General features: G+C 68.4%; 22 protein-coding genes and 2 pseudogenes. 7 read left to right on the forward strand and 17 right to left on the reverse strand.

The genetic code is table 11. From position 1 onward, the window contains the following. Positions 1 to 69: 69 nt before the first annotated feature. From BJF79_RS08080 to BJF79_RS08105, 8 genes are all read right to left on the reverse strand, one after another. Positions 70 to 372 carry a hypothetical protein gene (locus tag BJF79_RS08080; RefSeq protein ID WP_075895934.1) on the reverse strand — a complete coding sequence of 101 codons (303 nt, stop codon included), beginning with the start codon at positions 370 to 372 and terminating at the stop codon, positions 70 to 72. Next, on the reverse strand, positions 372 to 632 hold the full coding sequence (locus BJF79_RS52980) for a hypothetical protein (RefSeq protein ID WP_143219776.1): 261 nt from the start codon (positions 630 to 632) through the stop codon (positions 372 to 374). Before BJF79_RS52980 ends, BJF79_RS08080 begins: the two co-directional genes overlap by 1 nt. A gap of 74 nt (positions 633 to 706) precedes the next feature. Beyond that, a complete protein-coding gene (locus BJF79_RS08085) occupies positions 707 to 1,891 on the reverse strand; it encodes a radical SAM protein (protein ID WP_075895936.1) in 1,185 nt (394 codons plus the stop codon). After that, on the reverse strand, positions 1,872 to 2,135 hold the full coding sequence (locus tag BJF79_RS52985) for a hypothetical protein (protein WP_143219777.1): 264 nt from the start codon (positions 2,133 to 2,135) through the stop codon (positions 1,872 to 1,874). Before BJF79_RS52985 ends, BJF79_RS08085 begins: the two co-directional genes overlap by 20 nt. Before the next feature lie 59 nt (positions 2,136 to 2,194). Next, positions 2,195 to 2,869: a Gfo/Idh/MocA family protein gene (locus BJF79_RS08090; RefSeq protein WP_075895938.1), complete on the reverse strand. Its 675-nt coding sequence runs from the start codon at positions 2,867 to 2,869 to the stop codon at positions 2,195 to 2,197. Continuing rightward, entirely contained in the window at positions 2,866 to 3,078 is a 213-nt protein-coding gene (locus tag BJF79_RS55220) for a hypothetical protein (protein ID WP_075895940.1), read from the reverse strand. The genes BJF79_RS08090 and BJF79_RS55220 overlap by 4 nt, the downstream gene beginning before the upstream one ends. Positions 3,079 to 3,222: 144 nt before the next feature. Beyond that, the gene (locus BJF79_RS08100; protein WP_262401696.1) at positions 3,223 to 4,965 is read right to left on the reverse strand and encodes an ABC transporter ATP-binding protein; all 1,743 of its coding nucleotides are present in this window, start codon (positions 4,963 to 4,965) and stop codon (positions 3,223 to 3,225) included. Between the two features lie 119 nt (positions 4,966 to 5,084). Continuing rightward, positions 5,085 to 6,143, reverse strand: a complete 1,059-nt coding sequence (locus BJF79_RS08105; protein WP_262401689.1) for a UDP-glucuronic acid decarboxylase family protein — start codon at positions 6,141 to 6,143, stop codon at positions 5,085 to 5,087. Between the two features lie 232 nt (positions 6,144 to 6,375). On the opposite strand from BJF79_RS08105, the pseudogene BJF79_RS58895 reads away from it, so the two are divergent. The 3 genes and pseudogenes from BJF79_RS58895 to BJF79_RS08120 all read left to right on the forward strand — a co-directional run. Next, positions 6,376 to 6,744, forward strand: a pseudogene (locus tag BJF79_RS58895) (SIS domain-containing protein); the annotation flags it as partial. A 262-nt stretch (positions 6,745 to 7,006) separates the two neighbouring features. Further along, complete coding sequence (locus BJF79_RS08115) at positions 7,007 to 8,551, forward strand: PfkB family carbohydrate kinase (protein WP_075895946.1); 1,545 nt, start codon at positions 7,007 to 7,009, stop codon at positions 8,549 to 8,551. A 33-nt stretch (positions 8,552 to 8,584) separates the two neighbouring features. Then, positions 8,585 to 9,397, forward strand: coding sequence for a sulfotransferase family protein (locus BJF79_RS08120; protein ID WP_075895948.1), 813 nt, complete (start codon positions 8,585 to 8,587; stop codon positions 9,395 to 9,397). On the opposite strand, the gene BJF79_RS08125 is transcribed toward BJF79_RS08120, so the two are convergent. Then, positions 9,382 to 10,098, reverse strand: coding sequence for a sulfotransferase family protein (locus BJF79_RS08125; protein WP_410050060.1), 717 nt, complete (start codon positions 10,096 to 10,098; stop codon positions 9,382 to 9,384). The genes BJF79_RS08120 and BJF79_RS08125 overlap by 16 nt on opposite strands. 704 nt (positions 10,099 to 10,802) lie before the next feature. Between BJF79_RS08125 and BJF79_RS08130 the strand changes: the two genes are divergently transcribed. The 4 genes from BJF79_RS08130 to BJF79_RS08145 are packed head-to-tail and all read left to right on the forward strand — an operon-like array spanning position 10,803 to position 13,056. Further along, positions 10,803 to 11,180: an ArsR/SmtB family transcription factor gene (locus BJF79_RS08130; protein ID WP_143219780.1), complete on the forward strand. Its 378-nt coding sequence runs from the start codon at positions 10,803 to 10,805 to the stop codon at positions 11,178 to 11,180. Next, positions 11,177 to 11,899: a cation transporter gene (locus BJF79_RS08135; protein WP_075895952.1), complete on the forward strand. Its 723-nt coding sequence runs from the start codon at positions 11,177 to 11,179 to the stop codon at positions 11,897 to 11,899. The genes BJF79_RS08130 and BJF79_RS08135 overlap by 4 nt, the downstream gene beginning before the upstream one ends. Before the next feature lie 58 nt (positions 11,900 to 11,957). Then, positions 11,958 to 12,581 (forward strand): isoprenylcysteine carboxylmethyltransferase family protein, encoded by a 624-nt coding sequence (locus tag BJF79_RS08140; protein WP_316043300.1) that lies wholly within the window; start codon positions 11,958 to 11,960, stop codon positions 12,579 to 12,581. A gap of 49 nt (positions 12,582 to 12,630) precedes the next feature. Next, complete coding sequence (locus BJF79_RS08145) at positions 12,631 to 13,056, forward strand: YkvA family protein (protein ID WP_075895956.1); 426 nt, start codon at positions 12,631 to 12,633, stop codon at positions 13,054 to 13,056. A gap of 563 nt (positions 13,057 to 13,619) precedes the next feature. Here the strand turns inward: BJF79_RS08145 and BJF79_RS55225 are convergent. The 8 genes and pseudogenes from BJF79_RS55225 to BJF79_RS08185 all read right to left on the reverse strand — a co-directional run bounded on the left by BJF79_RS55225 (position 13,620) and on the right by BJF79_RS08185 (position 22,797). Then, positions 13,620 to 13,775: a hypothetical protein gene (locus BJF79_RS55225; RefSeq protein WP_158079123.1), complete on the reverse strand. Its 156-nt coding sequence runs from the start codon at positions 13,773 to 13,775 to the stop codon at positions 13,620 to 13,622. A 13-nt stretch (positions 13,776 to 13,788) separates the two neighbouring features. Continuing rightward, positions 13,789 to 13,941: pseudogene (locus BJF79_RS52990) on the reverse strand (transposase); the annotation flags it as partial. Positions 13,942 to 14,344: 403 nt separating this feature from the next. Continuing rightward, on the reverse strand, positions 14,345 to 15,019 hold the full coding sequence (locus BJF79_RS08160) for a WD40 repeat domain-containing protein (protein WP_075895958.1): 675 nt from the start codon (positions 15,017 to 15,019) through the stop codon (positions 14,345 to 14,347). Next, positions 14,995 to 18,036, reverse strand: a complete 3,042-nt coding sequence (locus tag BJF79_RS08165) for a WD40 repeat domain-containing serine/threonine protein kinase (RefSeq protein WP_075895960.1) — start codon at positions 18,034 to 18,036, stop codon at positions 14,995 to 14,997. The genes BJF79_RS08160 and BJF79_RS08165 overlap by 25 nt, the downstream gene beginning before the upstream one ends. A gap of 185 nt (positions 18,037 to 18,221) precedes the next feature. Beyond that, on the reverse strand, positions 18,222 to 19,577 hold the full coding sequence (locus BJF79_RS65355; RefSeq protein WP_075895962.1) for a serine/threonine-protein kinase: 1,356 nt from the start codon (positions 19,575 to 19,577) through the stop codon (positions 18,222 to 18,224). A gap of 703 nt (positions 19,578 to 20,280) precedes the next feature. Beyond that, positions 20,281 to 21,198 carry an RNA polymerase sigma-70 factor gene (locus tag BJF79_RS08175; RefSeq protein ID WP_075895964.1) on the reverse strand — a complete coding sequence of 306 codons (918 nt, stop codon included), beginning with the start codon at positions 21,196 to 21,198 and terminating at the stop codon, positions 20,281 to 20,283. Between the two features lie 52 nt (positions 21,199 to 21,250). After that, a complete protein-coding gene (locus BJF79_RS08180) occupies positions 21,251 to 22,018 on the reverse strand; it encodes an SDR family oxidoreductase (protein WP_075895966.1) in 768 nt (255 codons plus the stop codon). Between the two features lie 146 nt (positions 22,019 to 22,164). Continuing rightward, complete coding sequence (locus tag BJF79_RS08185) at positions 22,165 to 22,797, reverse strand: TetR/AcrR family transcriptional regulator (RefSeq protein ID WP_075895968.1); 633 nt, start codon at positions 22,795 to 22,797, stop codon at positions 22,165 to 22,167. Positions 22,798 to 22,892 lie beyond the last annotated feature (95 nt).

Consider the following 22,892-nt stretch of genomic DNA (forward strand, 5'->3'; position numbering starts at 1 on the left):
GGATCCCGTACAACTCACGGACCCGGGCGTACTCTGTCCAGCGCACGAGTGACACGTCTTCGGCGGTGGTCATCGGCGGCTCTCGGCGTCTCTCGCGGCGACCGGCACGTCCGGGCGCTCGAGCGGCCGCACAGAAGACGCGAGGGAGGACAACAGCGACGACATCTGCTCACCTGCCCAGTCGACTTCGCCGCCGGTGGGCAGGAGCGCCAGCTGGTCGAGCAGGCTTCGGGGGACCGGAACCAGCTCGAAATTCTCTTCTTGTGAGCCGAGCTCGCCGACCAGTGTGTCGTTGTTGCGCATCGAACGCGCGTAGTGCAGCAGCCATTCCCTGCTGAGTTGCAGGAAGAACGAGTCGGAGAAGGCGGTCATCACGACCTCCCGGTGATATTCGCTACCGGAAGTGTTCGACGCCGCCTTGCGGTGGCGGTCGAGCGGTCGCTCCTGCGTCGTGGTGCCGCCGCGTCCGCTGTGCCTGGACGGAGGCGCTCGAACAAAGGGCGGGGCACGGGAACGAGCACGAACTCCTCTTCCGGACGGGTTCGCAGTCGCTCCGCGAGCTGCGGTGCATGTTCGAGCAGTTCCCGATACTGGGCCAGCCATTCGCCGGCCAGGTCGTCGATTGAATCCATGCCTTCTCCTTGTAGATCCGCCGATATTGGTGGAAGCGCATTCGTGGCCTCGATGGTCCGGCTCCGGGCGCGTCCTACAGGTAGTAGTCCCCAATCCGAGCACCGGCCGGTGCGGCCTCGCCGGTCTCCCGCAGAGAGTCGACCCATCGGTTGGCGGAGTTGTAGATGCAGGTGATGTTGCGGCACTCATGGGCGGCGTCGAATGCCTCGACGTGCGCGTGCGTGCGGGCCCCGGTCGCGAGGAGCGGGCGCACGCCGGCGTAGGCATCGGCGTCGCCCAGCCGGTCCTTCGGGTCTCCCCGGTAGGCGGCGCACCCGTACACGCCCGTAGGCGTCAGCACCTGACGGAAGAAGTGCATGGCGCAGCGGGAGGGCTGGTCGCGCAGATGGCTGTCGGCGCCTTTCCCCGCCGCGTCGAGGTTGAGACTCTCCAGAACCTGGAAGGCCGGTGCTCGAAGCGTGCGGGCCTTTTCGAGTTGACCGGCCAGTTCGGCGTGCAGCCGCTCCCCTTCGGCACCGGATGGCCAGGCGATGGTCTCGGCACCTTCCGCATCTCGCTGGAGCATGGGCTTGAAGGAGATGTAGTCGAATCCGCTGTCCTTGGCCAGGGCGGCCGCAGCGGCGATCTCGTGGACGTTGGTCTTCAGCGGACGCCCGTTCGGTGCGCTCAGCCCCGGCCAGGAAACGATGAACGAGAATCCCCACTTGGCCGCGGGATTGACCTTCTTGGCGTCGCGGACGGACTGGCAGATCTCTTCCAGCCGCACCGGGCGCACCGGCTGGTGCATGGCCTGGAAGGTCTCATCGCTGCCGGCGTCCAGGGAGAGCCTTACCCAGTCGCCCTCGGTGAGGTAGGGGGCGACCCGGCGCAGTTTCTCCGGGCGGCCGCCGTTGCTGACGATCGCGCACTGGAGGCCCAGCATCTTGATCACTTCGACGACGTTCGCGAAGTGAGGGTGCGCGGTGGGCTCCCCACCGCCGATGAGGATCACCGAACGCAGCCCGGCCAGCGTCATCGACGCCAGGGAACTGACCACCACTCCCAGGTCGTAGCCAGGTCCGGAGTTGAGGATTTCGTAGTCGATACAGTGGTCGCACCTGTAGTTGCAGGCGGTGGTCAGATCGAGGTTGATGGAGATCGGCGCACCGGCGGGAAAGTCGGCGTCCTTGTTCGCCAGTGCGGTGACTACATCATCTACGTGGTCCGTGATGTGGGGCTGCTGGAGTTTTGTGACAAAGTCATGTTCGCTCCTGGGCACTCTTTTGCTCCTGGTCGCTGTGATCGGATCCGGTCAACTCTTGCGGCAGGGAGCGTATTAGCTGCGCTCCGAGGTTCTCGTTGAGGATTATTGTTTGATATTCAACGGGGCTCTTGCCTGCGATTTTGGCGAGAAAGTCGTCGACTGACGTGCCCAGCGGATCCGCTATCCGGCGGTGGCTCCCATGGGAACGGAAGAACATCCGGTATCCATTGGTCATGTCGATCACACGCTCGGCGCGCATCCCATTGATCTCGTATGCCGCCGGGCGCGGCTGGCGCGGGGACGGCCGTAGCACGCACGTCACGTCGACGGCCCGGCATCGGTTGAAGCGCCGGTCCCCGAAGCGACGAAGCCAATGGTGAGCGCATCACCGAACTGTTCGCAGGCGACCTGAGACACCTTGGTCACGGCGGGAGACACTGCCGTGAGCAGGCTGAGCACATGGGGAAGCGCCTCGGGCAGCATCCCGACTCCGGGCCGCGCCGGGGCGAGCTCCATCCGCAGTTCGCGTACCTTGGGCAGACGGTCCAGCCCGTGTAAATGCCGGAAATCCTCCAGAGTGTATGGCCATTGGGTATTGACATGAACGGTCAGTTCCCGTTTGGCGTAAGCAGCGATGAGGCCTACCACCTGTTCGTGATCCTCTGGGTTATGCCAGGAGGACAAAGGCTTCTCGCAAAGAACGTGCAGCCCGCGGTCCAGGGCGAGCCGCAGATATCGAAGATGCGTCTCCAGCGGGGAGCAGATGGCCACGGCGTCGATGGCGGCCTCGGCCAGCAGCCGCTCCGCGGACGGCCACGGCTCGCACACCACTCCCTGGCCCGCCAGTTCGGTGGCGGCGGCGTGCGCGCTGCGGGGACCGCTGGTGGCGAGCGCGGGGATTCGGGCTTTTGCGCGGGCAAGGTGTGCTGCTACGAAGGGGCCGGTGCCGTCACGTGTGCGGCAGGCGCCGATGAGACCCACGCGAACGGTCACCGAGGGTCCCTGTCCGGCTGGGCGGGAAGCACGATGTGGATGACGTCCCGCCTGTCCGCGACAACTCGCACGTCGCATCCCGGCGGAATCAGGCCGAGTTCTTCCCGGCATGCGTCGACCGCGGAGGCGAGAAGCAATTCCCGGAAATCACGGTCGCGCATCGCGCGCGAGATCAGGCGGTCGCGAATCTCCGTCTCGTAGGGCAACATTCCTCCTCGGTATGTCGGCGAGGTCATTCCCGGTCAGTCGCCGGGGCGAAACCAGTCGGCAGGCAATTCTTTCGCCGAGTCCGAGTTCGCTCTCCTTGAAATTTTGTGGCGAGGTTCTGTGGTCTGGTCCGGTTGTTCCAAAGATCATTGGTTTATCTGCTTCGCCGGAAAATCGGACAAGGGGCTGTTTCCATGGGCGAGAGGACGGGCGCCGCGATGATCTGCGAACTGTGCGTGGCAGAGTCGGGCGTAGCTGCCACCGCGAGCGAGCAGGGCGGCGTGTGTTCCCTGCTCGACGAGCCGCCCTTGCTCGAGCACCAGGATCCGGTCGGCCGCCAGGACCGTCGACAGCCGGTGCGCGATCACCAGGCTCGTCCGACCCCGCATCAGCAGCCGTAGGGCCGCCTGGACGCGTTGCTCGGCCAGGGAGTCGAGATGGGACGTCGCCTCGTCCAGGAGCAGGATCCGCGGATCTTTGAGGATCACTCGCGCGATCGTGACGCGCTGTCTCTCGCCGCCCGACAGCCGGTGCCCGCGTTCTCCCACGACGGTGTCCAGGCCGTCCGAGAGCGTGGCCAGTACGTCCTCCAGGCAGGCGGCGCGCACCGCGGCGGCGAGCGCGTCGTCGGGTGCGTCCGGGCGGGCGTAGAGCAGGTTGTCCCGGAGTGACGCATGGAAGAGGAAGGTTTCCTGGAACACGGCGCCGATGTGCCGATTGAGCGAATCCATCGTGATCTCGCGCAGATCGTGCCCGTCGATCAGCACCCGGCCCGCCTGCGGGTCGGTGAACCGCAACAACAGGTTGGCCAGGGTCGTCTTTCCCGCTCCGGAGTGCCCCACCAGTGCGACCATCGCCCCGGCGGGAATGTCGGCGGTGAAGTCGACGATCGCGGGACGCGCCGCCCGCTCGTACGAGAAGGTGATCTCTTCGAACCGGATGGCGCCCTTCACCGCCGACAGCTCCCGGGCGCCGGGCGCGTCGACGACTTCCGGACGACGATCGAGAAGCTCGAAGATCCGCTCGAACGGGGCCATGGCGCCGGCAACGTCGACGTACATGGCCGCGACCTTGCTCACCGCGCCGGTGAACTGGCCGCCGAGCACGGTCGCGAACACGAAGACGGTACCGACCGTGGACTGGCCGGTGAGCACCAGATAGCTCCCGCACAAGACGAGCAGCGTCGGGCCGATCTGGTGGAGGTTGTCGTTCCACATCGCGAACCAGCGGTCATTGAGCGTCGCGCGGATCTGCAAGGTACGCAGTTCGTCGACCATGGCGCCGAACCGCCGCCGCTCGTCCCGGCCGCGCACGAACGTTTTCACCAGCACGATTCCCGAGACGCTCAGCACCTCCTGCAGGTAGGAGGTCATGCGGGCGGCACTGCGCTGGACGTCGCGACGGATGCCGTAGGCCAGGTGCCCGAACCTGCGCGCCGGCAGCCCGACGAGCGGGACGAGCAGGACCGTCAGCATGGTGAGCTTCCAACTGAAGGTGAACATCAGGGCCAGCGTGGTGACCGAGATCAGCGTGTTGCGGACCAGCCCGATCACCGTCGAGGTGATGACGTTCTGCACCGCCCCGACGTCGTTGCTGAACCGCGACATCACCTCCCCCGATGGACGGTTGGCGAAGAAGGCGACCGGCTGGGCGAGCACCCGGCCGAAGAGGCTGTGGCGCAGCGTTCGTACGATGCCCTGGCTGATCTGCTCGGTGAGCAGCAACTCCGCCACTCCGATCAGACCCTTGCCGAACGATGCCGCCAATGCCGCGCCGACGAGGATCACGATCTGCGTGAACGAGCCGTTGCCATGGCCGAGGTAGTCCACCAGCCGCTTGTAAGCGATGGCGGGGATCAGGATGAGGACGGACTGGGCGGCGATGCACACCAAGACCACCAGTCCTCTGCGCCAGTACGGCTGGAAATAGCCGAGAGCGCGCCACAGGAGACCGGGTGAGATGCTCGTGCCGGCGGCCTTGTGCGGCCCATGGCCCTCTGCCCCACCGGTCAAGAGTCGACACCGACGGAAGCGTCGTCCTCGGGACCCGGGGCGGCTTCGGATGAGGGGACTGCCCTCGTCCGCGCGTCTTCTGCCGCCTGACCGGCGAACCAGGCGATCGTCCGCGCCAGCCCTTCGCTGGCCGGGACCTGTGGTCTCCAGTCCAGCACGTCGCGACCGAGAGAAGTGTCGGGACAGCGTACCTTCGGGTCATCGACGGCGCTTTCGACGAACACGATCGAGGAATTCGACCGCGTGAGGCGCCGCACGTGACGCGCGAGATCCAAGACGGTCATTTCTTCCGGATTGCCGATGTTGAGGGGGCCCGGGTGACCGGACGCCGCCGCGGCCAAAATCCCGTTGACCGTGTCGTCCACGTAGCACAGCGATCTGGTCTGGAGGCCGTCGCCCGCCACGGTGAGCGGTTCGCCGGCCAGCGCCTGCCGGATGAAGGTGGGAACCGCCCGGCCGTCGTGCGAGCGCATGCGCGGACCGTACGTATTGAAAATGCGCACGATGACCGAGTCGACGCTTCCGCCCCTCCGGTACGTCGCGGTCAGCGCCTCGGCGAAGCGCTTCGCCTCGTCGTACACCGAGCGCGGGCCGACAGGGTTCACATTCCCCCAGTAATCCTCCGGCTGCGGATGCAGGAGCGGGTCGCCGTACACCTCCGACGTCGAGGCCAGCAGGAAGCGTGCGCCCTTGCGGGCGGCGAGGTCCAAGGCGTGCAGCGTTCCCAGGCTGCCCGCCTTGAGGGTCTGGACCGGCAGCCGCAGATAGTCGACCGGGGACGCGGGCGACGCCAGGTGCAGAACGAGGTCGACGGGCCCGGGGACATCGATTCCGGCCGTGACATCACAGTAAGTTAAATGGAAATCGAGATTACTTGCCAGATGTGCCACGTTATCGGCCGCGCCGGTGAGCATATTGTCCAGGCACCAGACTTTCGCCCCGGACTCGCACAGGCGCTCGCAAAGGTGCGAGCCGATAAACCCTGCACCACCTGTCACTACGACACAGTCGAGATCCTGCTGAACAACCATATCAACCTCGAAACGGCAGGCCATCGTGAAGCATCAGCGGGCCTACCCAGTGTGCACGTGCTTTCGCTCGCATAATCATTTTGTGGTTCACTGTTGACCAACGTGCGGAGGAGGTCGTCCGGGATAGGTCTTTTCCCCTCTTTGGATTATCCGATTGTTTGCCGCGGTAACAGCTTGGGCTGGGCGTTCGTCGGGCACGCCTTCGGTCGAATGGTCGGGAGGGGCGCAGATCGGCCCCAGCTCACGGGGGGCCGAAATGACACCCGTAGGACGCGCGCACGTGGCGGCACTGGTCACCGTGCTCGAACAGCTCGGTCCCCAGGTGGATGCCGCCGAGCGGTGGGGCACCGAGTTGGCCGGAGTGCTCGCCGGAGGCGCCCGGTTGTTGGCGGCGGGCAACGGTGGAAGCGCCGCGCATGCCCAGCATTTGACGGCCGAACTGGTCGGGCGGTACCGCGACGACCGCGTCCCGCTCTCGGCCGCCACCTTGCACGCCGACATGTCGACCGTCACCGCCGTCGGCAACGACTACGGTTATGACGAGGTCTTCGCCCGGCAGGTCCGCGCCCACGGCAGGGCAGGGGACGTTCTTGTGCTGCTGTCCACCAGCGGCGCCAGCCGTAACCTCCTGCGGGCCGCCGACCAGGGGCGGCGGAGCGGCCTTCACGTCTGGGCGCTGACGGGGCCGGAGCCGAACCCGTTGGCCGGCGTGGTCGACGAGGCGATCGCCGTTGACGCCCCCTCGGCCGCCTGCACCCAAGAAGTGCACCAGGTCATCGTGCATCTTCTCTGCGCCGCTGTGGACGCCGAACTCCACCGGAACGGCTCGGAGCGGCTACGCCATGCCACACCCCCGGCCGTGCCCTTTACCCCATGGGCCAGGACGGATGAGCGGTCGGCTGCTGGTGGTCGGCGACGCGCTGCTGGACCGGGACCTCATCGGGACCGTCGAACGGCTGTCGCCGGAAGCGCCGGTCCCCGTCGTCGACTCTCCACGCGAGCACCTCCGTCCGGGCGGTGCCGCGTTGGCCGCCTACCTCGCGGCTCGGCGGGGAGCCGAGGTCACGCTCGTCACGCCGATCGGCTCGGACCCGGCGAGCAGATATCTGCGCGCGCTCCTGGAGGCGCATCTCAACCTGGTCGCCCTGCCCCTGGACGGGCCGATGCCCGAGAAGATCCGTGTACGGACCGAGCAGCACGCCCTGCTTCGCCTGGACCTGGGCGGACGGAGCACCGCGGCTGACACGCCCCCGGAACTGGACGCTCTCTACGGCATCCAGGCCGACGCCGTCCTGGTCTCCGACTATGGCCGTGGCACGGTCGCCCGGCCGTGGATCCGTTCCTTCCTTGCTCAGCGCGCCGAGAACGTGCCGCTCGTGTGGGACCCGCATCCGAAGGGCCCGGCGCCTGTGGCAGGGACCCGCATCGCGACGCCGAACCTCGCCGAAGCCCTGCACGCCGCGCGTCCGGCGATGTCGGCCGGAGAGGACCCAAACCATGGCGACGTCCTCTCGCTCGCCGCGCGCTGTGCGTCGGCACTCACCCGGCGCTGGTCCTCTTCGGCGATCGCGGTGACGATGGGACGTCTCGGTGCTCTCCTCTCCCTCGGGGAGGACATACCGCTCATAGTTCCCGCAACCACGCACCCGGAGACCGACGCCTGCGGCGCGGGAGACGCCTTCGCCGTGTCGGTGGCACTGGAACTCTGCGTCGGAGCGCTCCTGTCCGAGGCGGTGACGGCCGCCGTCGGCCACGCCGGTGCCCATGTCGCGGCAGGCGGCGCCGCAGCGTTGGCTACGGCCGTCGACGCCGCGCCGATCGGTGAAGCAGCGACGGGCGGCCCGAAGGGCGAGCGGCGGAAGCACATGACTCAAGTGGCGGACCGATTCCCCTTCACGACGCTGTCCGGCAAGGCGGCCGGAACCTCGGAACACCAGGAGCCGTGGTCGCCCGCCCCGCCCCGCCGCGCCGAGGACGTCGTGGCGGCCACCCGCGCCACCGGCGGGACCGTGGTGGCGACGGGCGGCTGTTTCGACATCCTTCACCTCGGCCATATCGCGATGCTGCGCGCCGCCCGCGCTCTGGGCGACTGCCTGGTCGTCTGCCTGAACTCCGACGCCTCGATCCGCCGGCTCAAGGGCCGCGACCGTCCGGTCAACGGCTGCGCCGACCGCCGCGCCCTGCTGGAGGCACTGGAGTCCGTCGACGCGGTGGCGGTGTTCGATGAGGACACCCCGGAGACACCGCTGACAGCACTGCGGCCGGACATCTGGGTCAAGGGAGGGGACTACACGGTGTCCGAGCTTCCCGAAGCTCGCCTAATGGCCTCCTGGGGAGGGCGGACGCTCATGGTCCCCTACATTCCGGAACGCTCGACGACCCGACTGATCGAGCTGGCGCGCGAGTCGAGCTTTACCGGTTCCTCGGCCTGAGACGCTTACCCGCCCCTCACGAAAAGGAGACGGATGCGAACGCGCATCCAGGACAAGGACCTCGACCAAGCCAGTACACCAGGAAACGGTATGAAAACGCCTCTCGTTACGCCTACGTTCATTATGTCCGCACCCCGGTCGGGGTCAACGCTGCTGCGGTCCATCATGAACGCTCATGCCGATATACGTGCACCGCACGAGTTGCACCTCCGCCAAATTCAGGTCGAGTACCAGGATGACTTCGTGCGAAGCTCCATCGAGGCGCTCGGCCTGACCGCCGACGATATACAGCATCTGTTGTGGGATCGGCTACTGCATTGGGAGCTGGTCCGCAGCGGCAAGCGCGTCATCGTCGAGAAGACACCGGCGAACTTGAGCCATTGGGAACGCCTGCGAGAGTGCTGGCCGGACGCGCGGTACATTTTCCTGCTGCGCCACCCCGTGCACATCTACGAGTCATTGGTCAATAACCACCCCGAATTCAGTCCCGCCGTACTGCTCCAACGATTGCTCTACGAGGTCGGACCGATGCGAGAGGCGCGCGCGAATCTCAGCGGTATCACCGTGCGGTACGAGGAGCTCACCGCCGACCCGCGACAGGTCATCGAAGGCATTTGCCGCCATCTCGAAGTCTCTTGGGATCCTGGCATGCTGGATTACACGAAGAACGAACGGGTGTTCCCTCCCGGAGTGGGAGATTGGGGCGAAAAGATCAATTCTGGCCGTATACACCGGGCTCGCCCGGTCCCGCGACCGGAGGAGATCCCCGACGGCCTGCGGCCATGGTGCCAGGAATGGGGATATCTCGATCGGCACCCGGCGGATCGGGCTCAGGCGGGCATGTAGCCCCAGGCCCGACACCAGTCGTGCAACTGGGTTGGAACCTCGTCCAGGAGAGGCAGGGGCCGCATCGGCTGAACCCGGCCAGATCTGATCCGTTCCCCCCAGTCGCCGATCCCATAACGGAACCGGCGTGAAACCCGCCCATACTCCAGCATGGCAGGCTCCCACGGCAGTCCCAGGTACGCACAGATCCGCTTTGCCTGGGAAGCTGGATCGGCGGTGAAATCCTCATAGCGCACGGTGATCCCGCCGAGACTCTCCCGCGCCCGCCGCATCGGCTCTACAAACCTTGACAGATGTTCCTCATAGAGCCGCTCCCGCCCGAGTTCTGGATGGGCGGCGTACAAGGAATCGACGATATGGGAGGGGTGACGCAGCAGGAAGATGTACCGGGCGTCCGGCCAGCAGTCTTGCAACCGCTCCCATCGGCACAGGTTGTCCGGTGACTTCTCCACAATGACTTGCTTGCCGCTGCGCACCAGTTGCCGATGCAGCAATCTATCCCACAGCAGGTGCTCCAAATCCTGCCGCGTCACTCCAAGAATCTTCATTGCCCCCTCGCCGAATTCATTCGCCAACACCACTCGGAGCTTTGTGAAATGCAGTTCGTGCGGCGAATGAACCATTGAATGACTGTCCAGGACGCAACGTAGCAGTCGATCCTGAGCGAACCGACGACAGTAGGAACACCGGGTCAGGCACAAGTCTGTCCACCACCGATTCGTTCCCGCTACCGCGACACGGCACCCTCTCTGAATCCTAATATTAAGAAAAGCAAGAAATATTTTCCCCCGGTCACGCTACGTCGACTCCCGGCCAAGCGGCATCGCCGTACCTCGGAGGCTCGCCATTACGACTGTTCTTCTGCCTCGTCCCGAAATGCCTGTCGACGTCCGGTCCGGGCGGACACCCCCTCACGGATTGAGTTGCCCGACCCGGAGACCGCGCCCGTGCCCCGGAAGCTTCGTTCGGCGTACGCCCATGCCATGCCCCAATGTGACCCGCTAACCCAGCGACCTGTCGACGGTTACTGGTTGCGTCCACGGAGGTGGTGTACGAGTTTGACCAGGTCAAGTGGCATGACGTTGTGACGTGAGGCGGCCACCGCGTGATCCTTCGAGACGGATGATCAAGAAGAAGGAGACAACGCGATGGCCGCGGGCAACAGTGTGGACCCTGCCGAGTGGATTGCCGAGCAGATCGGGGCGTGTGACCCCGGGCTGTTTTGGACCCACGTACGTCCGTATGGCGAGGTCCGCCCGGACTTGGGGCGCGCCTGGCGATCGGTACGACCGCCAACCCGCCAGGGAGCCAGGTGTGACTCGTGGGGGCTCGCACTGGCGTCGCAACTTGACTGACTGCGTTCTGGAGTTATCATCGCGATATGGCGATTGATTCTGATTGTGGAATGACTTCGTTGGACGGGCTGGCGCCGGCCGCGGCACTGTTCCACTCGCTGGCCGATCCGGTGCGGCTGTCGATCGTGCAGCGGCTGGCGCGCGGGGAGACGCGGGTGGTGGATCTGACCCGCGAGCTGGGGCTGGCGCAGTCGACGGTGTCCAAGCACCTGGCGTGCCTGCGAGGCTGCAAGCTGGTGGATTACCGTGCCGAGGGCCGCCAGTCGTTCTACTTCATCGCCGCTCCCGAGTTGCTGGACCTGCTGCGCTCGGCCGAGCATCTGCTGTCGGCGACCGACCGTGCCGTCGCGCTGTGCCCGACCTACGGCACCGCCGGCCAGGGCGCGCGGGTGGGCGCCTGCACTTCCGATGCGCAGGTGCGGGCGTGACCACCATCTCGTTGGGGCCCTCGCCGCGGCGGTTGGCGGTGCTGGCTCGGCGGGTGCGCCTTCTGGCGGCCGTCACCATCACCTACAACGTGATCGAGGCCGTCGTCGCGATCGGCGCCGGGTCGATCGCCTCCAGCGGGGCGCTGGTGGCGTTCGGCCTGGACTCGGTCATCGAGGTGACTTCTGCGGCCGCGGTCGCCTGGCAGTTCTCCGCCCGAACCCCCGACCTGGTGGAACAGCGCGAGCAGCGGGCGCTGCGGATCATCGCGATCTCGTTCTTCGCGCTGGCCGCCTACGTGACAGTCGACTCGGTCCGCACCCTGCTTGGGTCGGGCGAGGCCGAGCATTCCTCGACCGGGCTGGTGCTGGCCGCGCTGAGCTTGGCGGTCATGCCGTTCCTGTCGGCCGCGCAGCGGCGCGCCGGTCGCGAGCTGGGGTCGGCCAGCGCGGTCGCCGACTCCGAACAGACCCTGCTGTGCACCTACCTGTCCGGCGTGCTGCTGGCCGGGCTGGCGGTCAACAGCTTGTTCGGCTGGGCATGGGCCGACCCGATCGCCGCGCTGGTCATCGCCGCCGTCGCGGTCAAGGAGGGCCGTGAAGCATGGCGCGGCGACGCCTGCTGTGCCGTCCCCGCCCCGGCCAGCGCCCCCGCAGCAGCGGCCACCGACACCGGCGACGGCTGTGCGTCCTGCCCGCCTGGATGCGCCTGCTGCACCTGACCCGCCCGCTCTTCTTCGCCTTCTTCCCCCTCAACGACGAAACCCGGAGGACACCGTGGTGATCGCCGCGCTGGTCATCTACCTGCTTTGGGCCGCTCTGGCCTTTGGGCTGCGCAGCATCGTGCAGTGGCGCCGCACCGGCGACACCGGATTCCGCGGCGGCGGCCTGGCCGAGGGAAGCGTGCAGTGGTGGGCGCGGGTCCTGTTCGTCGGTGCGCTGCTCATCGGCGCCGCCGGCCCGATCGCCGCGCTGGCCGGACTGCCCGCCATCGCCGTGCTGGACCACACCGCGGTTCACACGGCCGGCGTGGTGCTGGCCGCGGCCGGGGTGGTGGCCACGCTGGCCGCGCAGGCCTCGATGGGCGCCTCCTGGCGGATCGGCGTGGCCGAGGACGAGCGCACCGCACTGGTCACCGGCGGGGCATTCGCGCTGGCCCGCAATCCCATCTTCACCGCGATGATCGCCACCGCCGCCGGGCTCGCCGCGATGGTCCCCAACGCCATTGCGTTGGTGGGCCTGGTGGTCACCATCGTGGCGATCGAGATGCAGGTACGCGCCGTCGAAGAGCCCTACCTGCTGCGCACGCACGGCGACGCCTACACCGACTACGCCGGGCGGGTCGGCCGGTTCCTGCCCCGCCTCGGCCGCCTCACCGCCACCGGCCCGGGCGTGAAGCCGTGACGCCTGCGCTGCGGGCCCTCACTCGCGGCAGGCCGACGACGGAGAAGGCATGACCGGCACATGGTGGTGGGACCTCCTGCTGGGGATCACCCTGACGCTGGCCCTGGTCTGGATCATCCTGATCGCCGCGCTCGCTGTCGTCCGTCCCCGGGGAAGGCTGCTCGCCGAGGCGATGCGGTTGCTTCCCGACGTGCTGCGCCTGATCCGCCGCCTGGCCGCCGACCAGACCCTGCCCCGCGGGGTCCGGATCCGGCTCGCGCTGCTACTGGCCTACCTGGCCCTTCCCATCGACCTGATCCCCGACTTCATCCCCGTTCTGGGCTACGCCGACGACGCCATCCTCGTCACCGCCGTCCTGCGCTCGGTCGTCCGCCACGCCGGCATCACCGCCGTCCGCCGCCACTGGCCCGGAACCGACGCCGGATTCACCGCACTCTGCCGCCTCACCGGCGTGAACACACCACCCAGCCCCTGATCAACCCCGAGTGACGTCACGCCCGACGACGTCGTAACGGCCCCGCTCGCGTGCAAGCTCCCGCAGGTCGGGGATGTGGTTGTACAACGTGCCCGGCGACACCCCAGCAGCTTGGCTATCGAAGTGATCGAATGCTGCGGGTCGGGCAGCATGTCACGGGCCGCCCGCAGCAGGTCCTCGTTCACCATCGCGGGCCGGCCGCCGACGCGGCTGTGGGCGCGGGCGGCGGCCAGGCCCTCGCGGGTACCGGCGACGATGAGCTCGCGGATGAACTCGGCCAGCGCGGTGAAGACGCGGAAGATGAGCCGCCCGCCCGGGGGATCGGCGGGGGGCGCCAGAAGGGAGGCCGGATCGCCGCTGCTCGCGCCGCCGGTCACCAAAGGGTGCCGCCGGGCCGCAACATGACGACGCTGACCGGCCAGGGTATGCCGGGCGGGACGTCCAGGACGGCGGGTCAAAGGCTTCTTCCACGATCTCGAAGTCGGCGTCCATCTCACGACACAGGCCGCAGTCGTTGCGGGCGTACGGATAGGGCAGCACGGTCACAGGCTCGGGAGCGTCGCTCACACCCGCCATGCTCTCGACAAACAGCGTCGCACCGTTGTTGGACGGGCCAGTTTGCTGAAGGGGTTCTGCTTGCGCGGCGCGTTCAGATCGGCCCGCAGCATCGCATCGATCACCGGCTTGAACGGATCCAGCAGCGACGCCCGCGGCTCCATCCTCTTGCGCGGTTCGCCTCAACTGGGCGAACAGGCGCGGTAGTCGCTGCTCGTCGTTGGGCAGGGGCTTGTCGTGCAGTTTCTTGTTGGAGAGGTCCAAGGCGCAGGCATGGTGTTCGCCCTTGCCGACGTCCAACCCCAACAACACCGCGTACTCGACGCTCACGTCTACCTCTATCGGAGGTGTTCGACCTGGTCACGGTCCTGGCGGCGGCTGGCGGCGTCCACGTTACGGTGAGACGATGTCCTCTCACGGAGGGTTGCCTTGTCCCTATGAGCGGTCCACCGACGCCACCCGGGCCCGGTGACACCCCCCGGATCATGCGTGTGACAGGGGGCTTGAGTCATATCGGGCCGGGTGACCTGGCTTACCACCATGGGAGGGACGTGAAAACGGGGGGACTCGCCGGACAAGCAGGCGTCGGGGGCAGAATCGCGGGCAGGAACCTGCTGGTCCGCGGCCTGAACACCCTGGCGGCGGCCGTGGCCGCCACCCGGTTGCGGGGCGGGGCGGCGTCCTCGGCGCGTGGTGCCGCCTCCCTGCTCTCCGAGTCGATCGGCCGGCGTGTTCATTCGCCGTCCGCGCGAGACGGCTCCTCCGCCAGTGAGGGGCAGATGTCGCGGTAATCGATGCCGGGTGGCACGTACTGGGCCCATTCGGCGCGGGTGAGGGGGCGTCCCACGATTGCGCAGGCGGTCGCTGCGGGGTCGGCGGGCATGGCGGTGTTCCACCGCCGGACGGTGGCGCGCTCGTCGCTGGTGGTCAGGGTCGTTGCGTCGGAGTTGAAGGTCAGGAAGGTCACCGGGCCGGTGTGGCCGGTGAGGGGCGCGCCGATCTGGCTTTGGCCGGTGGTCTCCCATAGCTTGACGACTCCGTCCTGGCCGCCGGTGGCTAGCGTGGTTCTGTCGCGGCTGAAGGCCAAGGAGGTCACCGGGCCGGTGTGGCCGGTGAAAGGTGCGCCGATCCGGTGGCCTTCACGGATATCCCACAGCACGGTGGTGTTGGTGGCGCCGATGGCCAGCGTCCGGTTGTCGGGGCCGAAGGCCAGGGCGCTGATGGTGCTGGGGGGACCGGTGATCGACGGGGTGAGCTGTTCGCGGTCGGAGACGTCCCAGAGCCGGGTGGTCTGGCCGATCCCGGCTGCCAGGGTTTCGCCGTCGTGACTGAACGCCAGAGCGGATACCGCCGTGCCCGAGGTGAACAACGGCTCCTTGGTGATCAAGGTGCGCTTTTCCAGGTCCACAGTTGCACCTTGCCGTCGACGGGCAGATCGGTCGTGTAGTTCTGGTAACTCCTGCCAGTGGCCAGAGTGCGACCGTCCGGGCTGATGGCCATCGCGCTGATCTCGGCGCCCGAGCCGTCGTCGAGGTCGAACCAGCGGCGAGCCGCCGGGTCCCAGACCTTGAGTTGAGCTTCCAGGTCGGCGATGACGATGGTCCTGCCGTCCGGGCGGACGCTGATCTGCCTCACGTCCGTACGCCCGAAATCCTTACTCGGCGGCGCGGGGACGGGAGGCTGTGACTGCTTTCCGGTGGTGACGTTCCAGGTTCGGAAGGAGGCGTCGCGTCCGTCGGTCGGGTCGAGGCTGACCATCGTCCGCCGGTCCGGGCTGAATCCCTGCCGGAGGAGGCCGCCGTCGGGGGGCACGGTGGCGCGGAAAAGGTGACTGGGCTGGTGCACGGTGACGTTCCACAGCCGTACCAGGTTCTTGGTGAAGTCGTGCGTGGTCAGGGAGACCACGGTGTGCCGACCGGCGAACGTGACGACCTTCAGCGAGTCCTCGACGTCCGCTGCGATGGATCCGACACGGATGCCACTGGTGGTCTCCCACAGCCCTGTGCCGATGACCACGAGCCGCCCGTCGGGGCTGAAGGGCCCCACGCCGCTGTGCGGTCCGCGGATCGGCTCGCCCCGCATCCGGCCGGTCCGGACGTCCCACAAGTACGCGTTGCCTTCATCGTCCTCTGTGACCACGGTCCGCCCATCCGGGCTCAGAGCCACCGCTGCGCCTTTCACCGGGAAGGAGGTCGTGCGGCGACCGGTTTCCAGGTCCCACAACCGCAGCTTGGACGAACTGTCGTCGCCGGTGGCCACGGTCTTCGCACCGGGACCGATCAGGGTGTACGCATCGAGCCTGTCGATGGTGGAGTGGGGCACGGGCCGACCGAGGGGGCGCCGGGTCCGCACGTCCCAGAGTCCGACACTCTCGCCGTTGTCGACGGCCACGCGCGTCCCGTCGGAGGTGAAGGCCACCGATCGGGGGCGGGAGGACACCGGCAGGTCGCCCAGCGGCTGGCGGGTGCGCACGTCCCAGAGCCGCACCGTCCCTTTGACGTTCGTTTCGGCGAAGTCCTCCTCAGTCCATTCGGTCCCGGCGGCTGCCAACACTCGGCCATCCGGGCTGAGCGCCACCGACATCGGAAAGTCGCTGCTGGACCGCGTGAACAGGCGCAGTAGGCCGCCGACCTGGCGGTGCCTGCGCACGTCCCACAGTGCGATCGTGCCGTCCTTGTTGCCGATCGCCAGCAACCGCCCATCGCGGTCGGCCGCGAGCGTGTAGGGGTCGGGCCGGTATTCGTTCAGGACGCCGCGGGCCGGGTGGGTGACGATGTTCAGCAGCGCGGCGCGGCTTTCGGGAGTTTCGCGGATGCGGTGAGCGGCGACGGCCAGCAGGGCCGCCATGTCGGGGGCGGTGCTGTTGAACTGCCGGCTCTGCGCGGCCAACTGCCGCGCGGCCGCGATGTCGCGCTGCCGGACGGTGGCCTGCTGCGTCTGCACCGCCCATCCGGTGGCGGCCAGCGACAGCAGTGTGGTCACCGCCAGCACGAACGCGGCGAGGCGGATGCGGCGGCTACGGGTCGTCTGGGCGCGGGTGCTCGCCGCCAGCAGGCGGCGCTCCAGTCGGTTGAGGGACGGGCGACGGTCCCCGGCGGTGGTCCACTGCACGGCCTCGTCCAGGTGCGCCCCGGTCAGCACGTCGCTGCGGCGATGCCCGTGCTCGGCCCAGGTCTGCGCGGCCCGGCGGAGGCGATGGTGAGTCGCCAACGCCGCGGCTTCACTCTCGACCCAGCCGCGCAACCTCGGCCATGCCCGAAGCACCGCCGGGCGTGCCAGGACGATCTGCTCGTCCGGCCGGTCGCCGGTCACGACCAGCAGCGGATGGAAGGCCCGCACCACACGCTCCAGCGCGTGGGCCTCGGCGGGATCCTGCCGGTCGGACAGCTCCGCGGCCCCCACCGGACGGGTGGACAGGCTCCCGTCCTCCCCGGGCACCACGCAGCGCAGGAATACCTCCGGGACCAGGCGCTGCTCACTCGGTGGTAAGGCGGCGTAGGCGTCCTCGGCGAGCTTGCCCAACGCCGGGTCGCCCGGCTCCCACCGGGACCCCAGCCCCGCCTGCGTGGCCCCGGCGGCGACCAACTCGTCCAGGTCGTCGGCACCCTCGCGGGGATCGCGGGTCAGCCCCGCCAGGATCGCCCGTGCGGACGGGCGCGCCAGCGGGTCCTTGGCCAGCGCCGCCGCCACCAGGGGACGCAGCGCGGCGGGCAGCGTGCTCAGGTCGGGGTCGTGGGTGCGGATCCGGTGCGCGATCTCGGGCAGCGCGCCGCCCTTGAAGGCATGTTCGCCGGTGGCCGCGAACACCATGATCGCCCCCCAGGCGAACACGTCGGCCGCCGCCCCGACGCGCTGCCCCGCGTACACCTCCGGCGCCATGTACCGCAGCGTCCCGGCGAATCCGCCCTCGGAGGCCGAGTGGGTGTCCAGCACCCGCGCGATCCCGAAATCGATCAACCGGGGGCCGTCCGGACCCAGCATCACGTTGCCCGGCTTGAGGTCGCGGTGCACCACCCTGGCCTGGTGGATGGCCGTCAACGCCGTGGCGATCCCGATCCCGAGGCGGTGCAGATCATCCCCGCCGAACCGGCGCCCTGGCCGTGCGCCCGCACCGTGGACGGTGGCTTGGAGGCTCAGCCCGTCGATGTACTCGCTGACGATGTAGGGCCGCGGTGTCTCCAGCCGCACCTGCAGGATCCTGGCGGTGCAGAACGAGGCGACCCGTTGCGCGGCATGCGCCTCAGCAGCCATCTGCGCGAATTCATCGGGGGAGCCCTGTGCCGCGTGCAGCACCTTGACCGCCACCCGGGCCCCATCGGGGGCGTAGGCGTCGTACACCACGCCCTGCCCACCGGCTCCCAGCCGGCCCGACAGCCAGAAATCGCCGACCTGCTCGGGATCTCCCGGTTCCAGCCGATACGACACTTGATCACCCGTTCAACCCATCACCGGCGGGCGTGAATCGCCCGGAGCAGAATTTGATCAACAGCCATTACGACGGGTGAGACTCGATGAGAGTTCGACATGGCCGCCGGATCGGGGGAGCCGTAGTCGGCAGGCCGCGACTCCCTGGAGATCGCTCAGTGCGGAAATGGACGTGCGGACGTGCGTCAGTGCTTGATCGCGACGGCGCCCTGATCGTCGACCTTGAGGGGGCGTCGGCGAGGTCGGCACGCCGGTCGGCGGGGGAGACGAGTCCGAGGTCGAGGATGTCGAGCCCCTCGAAGAAGGCTCCAGTGAGCCTCGCGTTCTGTCGCCGTGAGGTGCCGGTGAGGGAGAGGAAACCTGATTCGGCTTTCGAGTGGAACGTCGGGTGCGGAAGGGGTGCTGCGCCGAGACGGTCGCCGTCTACGACCGGCATCCGGAGCTCTTGTGAAGGATGTCAGAGGCGTCTGATGTTCCTTCTGTCGCCGTGAGGTGCCGGACCGATCGTCGTCGCCTCGCACTGGTTGAATCCCGCACAGTCGCTCCATCGATCCTTGATGCAAAGTACGGCCGTCGGGTCGCCTGCGCCGTACCTGTTGACTGGACGGTGTGTGGGAGGCTCGCACTCCCCTTTCCGAGGGAGACGGGCGGTCACCACCCAGGTGCCCGCAAGGGTGTAGCAGGGCACGATACGGGCGTTCTTGCTGAATTCTCCCATTGTTGTGCTTTCTCGTACGTACAGGCAATCGCCGGGCTGGGCGCTCCACGCGGCGGGCGCCGTGGCGACGGTGATGGCCTGCGTCCACAGCACGGCGCCCGCGGTGACCGCCAGGGCGGTAATAACCGCGTTTCGCCGCACGCGGGGCGAGGCGGTCGTCTGTGTCTGGCGTGTACCGGACGAGCCGTGGCGTTCCGCCGGGACGGTTTCCGCGGTCCGCTGGTCGTCGACCATGGTCGCGATCGCCGGCGGGAGCCATCGGGCGGGGGCGTCGGTCGATGCGGTGAGCCGCTCGAGGACCTCGCCGGTGGAGGGGCGGTCGGCGGGGGGAGGTGGCGTCCAGTGCCCGGGCGATGCCGAAGTCGATGACCCGGGGACCGTCGTCGGCCAGCAGCACGTTGGAGGGTTTGAGATCGCGGTGCACCAGACCGCAGGAGTGTACGGCGGCCAGCCCTTCGGCCAGTCCGGCACCGAGCACGCCGATGGACGATGCGGGCAGCGGTCCGTGGCGGTCGACGGCCGCCTGTAGCGAAGGGCCGGGGATGTAGGCGGTGACCAGCCAGGGGGGATCGCCGTCGGGGTCGGCGTCGACCAGTTGGGCGGCGTAGAAGCCGCCGACCCGGCGTGCGGCCTCGACCTCCAGCGCGAAGCGGCGCCGGAAGGCGGAGTCCTTGGCGAATTCCGGACGGATCACCTTGACCGCGACCGGGCGCCTGCTCCGGGAACGGCCCAGGAAGACCTGTCCCATGCCGCCCCCGCCCAGCCTCCCCTCCAGCCTGTACGGTCCCACCCTGCCGGGATCGCCCGGCCGCAACCTCTCCATGGGCCCCTCAAAAGAACGTTCATGTCTACTGAATAGAACTATCCCAGGCCCTGCTCGTTCACGGAAGTGGGCCGCAGGCGGTGTTGTGGCCTGGCGGGATCGATGGCACCGGCGCGTGAACGGTTCTTGGGGGCGGGCGTCGGCAGAGGTTGAGAGGTCGTGCGTAGGGTCGCGCAGATGGGGAGACACGGGCGACCCTCTGCGGGCCGACGGCCGTGGGATCCGTACCGCGGGGGATCGGCTGCGAAGGCGGCCCGAAGGACGCCGCGGCCGTGTCCACGTGTACCACGAGTGCTGGTGGCTGGGTTCTGCGGCGTATTCGCCTGAAGCGTGCCGCTCGAAAAGCAAGTCCCGCAGTTCGGGCTCACGCCACCTTGCCGAGCGTGGTGTCGTGGATCCCGACCTCACGGGCTACGTGGGCCGTCCAGGAGCATGCGGACGATCTCGTCCTTGTCCTCCTGGGGGACAAGTCGCCTCTGTCTCGCGAACTGTCATTCCTTCCGGTTCCCCCAACCTTGTTGGGAGCCTGCCCGGAAGATCCCTCGCACCTCAGGCGGCCGAGGACCACGGCGAGATCGGACGGGGTCGCCGGTGCCGGGATGCGTCGTCGCGAAGGACGGTGGGGACCGCGCCTTCCTGATCGACTTTCCCGGCCCGCCGCACCCGGCCCGCCGCCCTGAGCGCAGTCGGCTCATCGGTCAATCTATGGCCGGTGGGCTTGGCTCGCCATGCGGAGGGCCGCCCAGGCGTCCGCTACCGGACCGACGTGCCCGAGCTTGTCCGGGTTGTTCACCGTGCGGATCGTCTGGATCTGCCCGTCGAGTACATCGAGCGCCCAGGCGCTGAGGACCTGACCGTCCCGGTCGCGCAAGATCGCGCCCGGCTGGCCGTTCACCTGCTGCGACTCCACGACGCCGCCACCCCTGGCGACCAGCGGGACGAACGCTGCGAGCACCCGGGCCACGTTCTCGGCACCAAGGACGCGGGGTGCCCACTGCGGGGCCTTGCCGCCACTGTCGCCGATCATGTGAACGTCGGCGGCCAGCAGCTCGGCCAGCCCGTCGACGTCCCCTTCCCGGAAGGCTTCGAAGAACCGTTCGGCGAGTTCCTCGCGCTCTTTGCGGTCGGCCTCGAACCGGGCCCGGCCCGCGTCCATGTGACGTCGTGCCCGCACCGCGAGCTGGTGGCACGCCCCCTCCGATCGCCCCACGGCCGCCGCGATCTCCGGGAAGCCGAAGGCGAACACCTCACGCAGCACGAAGACCGCACGCTCCAGCGGGGTGAGCCGTTCCAGCAGGAGCAGGGCCGCCATCGACAACGAGTCCGCCAGCTCCGCCGACCGCGCCGGATCCTGATAGGGATCGGTCAGCAGCGGCTCGGGGAGCCACGGCCCGACGTACTCCTCCCGCCGGACGCGGGCCGAGCGCAGCACGTCGATCGAGATCCGGGTGACCACGGTCGACAGGAACGCCTTGGCCGACGCGGGCTCGGCCGAAGATGCCTGGTAACGCAGCCAGGTCTCCTGGACCGCGTCCTCGGCCTCCCCGACACTGCCCAGGATCCGGTAGGCGATCGAGAACAGCAGCGGCCGTAGTTCCTGGAACTCTTCGGTCTCGGTCAAGCCGACTCCTTCTCGAATTGCTGCCACCACAAGCTGCCCCGAGCCACCACCGTCACCAGGGCAACGGGCCGTCCTCGCTGAAGAAACCGGCGGTCGGCCCGTCCGCGCCGAGCGTGGCCAGGCGCACCACGACCGCGGCGCCCTGTGCGGGGGTCAGGTGCCCGGTGTGGTTGTTGCTGTCGGTGTCGACGAAGCCGGGGGCGGCGGCGTTGACCAGGATGCCGTCCTTGCGCAGCTCATTGGCGTACTGCACGGTCAGCGCGCTCAGCGCGGACTTGGAGGGCGTGTACGCGGCCGACGGCATCAGCGCCGCGACGGGCCCGTCCGGGTCGCTGGTGAGGGTCAGCGACGCGGCGTGGCTGCTGACGTTCACGACGCGCGGTGCCGGTGACCGCCGCAGCAGCGGCAGCATGGCGTTGGTCACCGCGATCACCCCGAAGACGTTGGTCTCGAACACCGTCCGGACCATGTTCAGGTCGATGGAACTCGGGACCTGATCGTAGGCGTCTTCGGGGGAGACCTGCCCGGAGCCGGTGATGCCGGCGTTGTTGATCAGCACGTCGAGGTGGCCGAAGCGCTCCTCGACCCGGTTGGCTGCCGCCTGGGCGGCGGCCTGGTCGGTGACGTCCAGGGTGACCGCGTGCGCGTCGCCGCCTGCCGCGCGGAGCGCCGCGGCGACCTCTTCGCCGCGCTGCGGGTCTCTGGCCCCGATCAGGACCGTCAAGCCCAGCGCGGCGAGCCGCTCGGCAACCGCACGGCCGATCCCCTTGTTCGCCCCGGTGACCAGCGCGATCTTCTGGTGTGGGGCATGCTCGCTCATGACCGGCTCCTTGCTGCAGGTGGTGTGTTCTTCTCAGAATCTGATCTCGAACCCGAGACGAGACAGCCCGGCCATTCCTGACATGCGGACAGAAACCGGGGAGAGAACGTTGGCGCTTCGGACGGGCAGGCCGCGACCGCGGGTGCTCAGGCGCGCGCGATGCCGGTGATGATCGCGTCGAGGCCGGCCTCGAAAACGTCGTCGTGGGGCAGGGTGAAGAACTCCACGCCGATTCGTGCGGCGGTGGGATGACGCACCGGGTCGATCCCGTCCAGTCCGGCGACGAACGCCTGTGACCGGCTGGGGCGGCGGGCCCGCCGTCGTCGTTCGGCCCCGTCCTCGACGGCCACGCGGGAGAAGGTCCAGCTCATGACGAGCGCGGTGCCGCGCGCGGCTCCGGCGTCGTCGAGGCCGGCGTCGGTCATCGCCGAGGCGAGCAGGTCGAGGAGCCGGTACGCCTCGGGTCCCGCCGGGCCGTTGTCCTGGAGCCATACGGCCAGTCCGCGGTGCCGCCGCAGCACCGCGCGCTGGGTGCGGGCCCACGCACGCGCGCGTTCGTCCCACGGGTCGTCGGGCCCGTTCGCCGGGCGCACGAGGCTTCCGACGCGGTCGGCGACGAGGCGGACGAGTTCGTCGCGATCGGTGATGTGCCGGTAGAGGGCCATCGGCGTGACGTCGAAGCGGGCGGCGACGGCGCGCATGGTGACCGCGTCGAGGCCCTCGGCCCTGGTGAGGGCGAGGGCGGCCTCGATGATGCCTTCGCGGTTCAGCGGCGTCATCTGTTGATCATATCGACCGGCCGACTGTGAAAACGGTTATCGATTTCGTGGTATACGTAGTAAACATCCGAGTTGGGCCGGTGTGCCCGGTGCTG

The sequence above is a fragment of the Actinomadura sp. CNU-125 genome (assembly GCF_001942465.1).
Classification (GTDB): Bacteria; Actinomycetota; Actinomycetes; order Streptosporangiales; family Streptosporangiaceae; genus Spirillospora.

What these genes read in the sequence shown, in the direction of transcription:
- BJF79_RS08080 (WP_075895934.1), bottom strand. Translation starts at nt 372, where the DNA reads ATGACCGCCTTCTCCGACTCGTTCTTCCTGCAACTCAGCAGGGAATGG.
- BJF79_RS52980 (WP_143219776.1), bottom strand. Translation starts at nt 632, where the DNA reads ATGGATTCAATCGACGACCTGGCCGGCGAATGGCTGGCCCAGTATCGG.
- BJF79_RS52985 (WP_143219777.1), bottom strand. Translation starts at nt 2,135, where the DNA reads ATGCGCGCCGAGCGTGTGATCGACATGACCAATGGATACCGGATGTTC.
- BJF79_RS55220 (WP_075895940.1), bottom strand. Translation starts at nt 3,078, where the DNA reads ATGTTGCCCTACGAGACGGAGATTCGCGACCGCCTGATCTCGCGCGCG.
- BJF79_RS08105 (WP_262401689.1), bottom strand. Translation starts at nt 6,143, where the DNA reads ATGGCCTGCCGTTTCGAGGTTGATATGGTTGTTCAGCAGGATCTCGAC.
- BJF79_RS08115 (WP_075895946.1), top strand. Translation starts at nt 7,007, where the DNA reads ATGAGCGGTCGGCTGCTGGTGGTCGGCGACGCGCTGCTGGACCGGGAC.
- BJF79_RS08120 (WP_075895948.1), top strand. Translation starts at nt 8,585, where the DNA reads ATGCGAACGCGCATCCAGGACAAGGACCTCGACCAAGCCAGTACACCA.
- BJF79_RS08130 (WP_143219780.1), top strand. Translation starts at nt 10,803, where the DNA reads ATGACTTCGTTGGACGGGCTGGCGCCGGCCGCGGCACTGTTCCACTCG.
- BJF79_RS08145 (WP_075895956.1), top strand. Translation starts at nt 12,631, where the DNA reads ATGACCGGCACATGGTGGTGGGACCTCCTGCTGGGGATCACCCTGACG.
- BJF79_RS55225 (WP_158079123.1), bottom strand. Translation starts at nt 13,775, where the DNA reads ATGGAGCCGCGGGCGTCGCTGCTGGATCCGTTCAAGCCGGTGATCGAT.
- BJF79_RS65355 (WP_075895962.1), bottom strand. Translation starts at nt 19,577, where the DNA reads ATGGAGAGGTTGCGGCCGGGCGATCCCGGCAGGGTGGGACCGTACAGG.
- BJF79_RS08180 (WP_075895966.1), bottom strand. Translation starts at nt 22,018, where the DNA reads ATGAGCGAGCATGCCCCACACCAGAAGATCGCGCTGGTCACCGGGGCG.
- BJF79_RS08185 (WP_075895968.1), bottom strand. Translation starts at nt 22,797, where the DNA reads ATGACGCCGCTGAACCGCGAAGGCATCATCGAGGCCGCCCTCGCCCTC.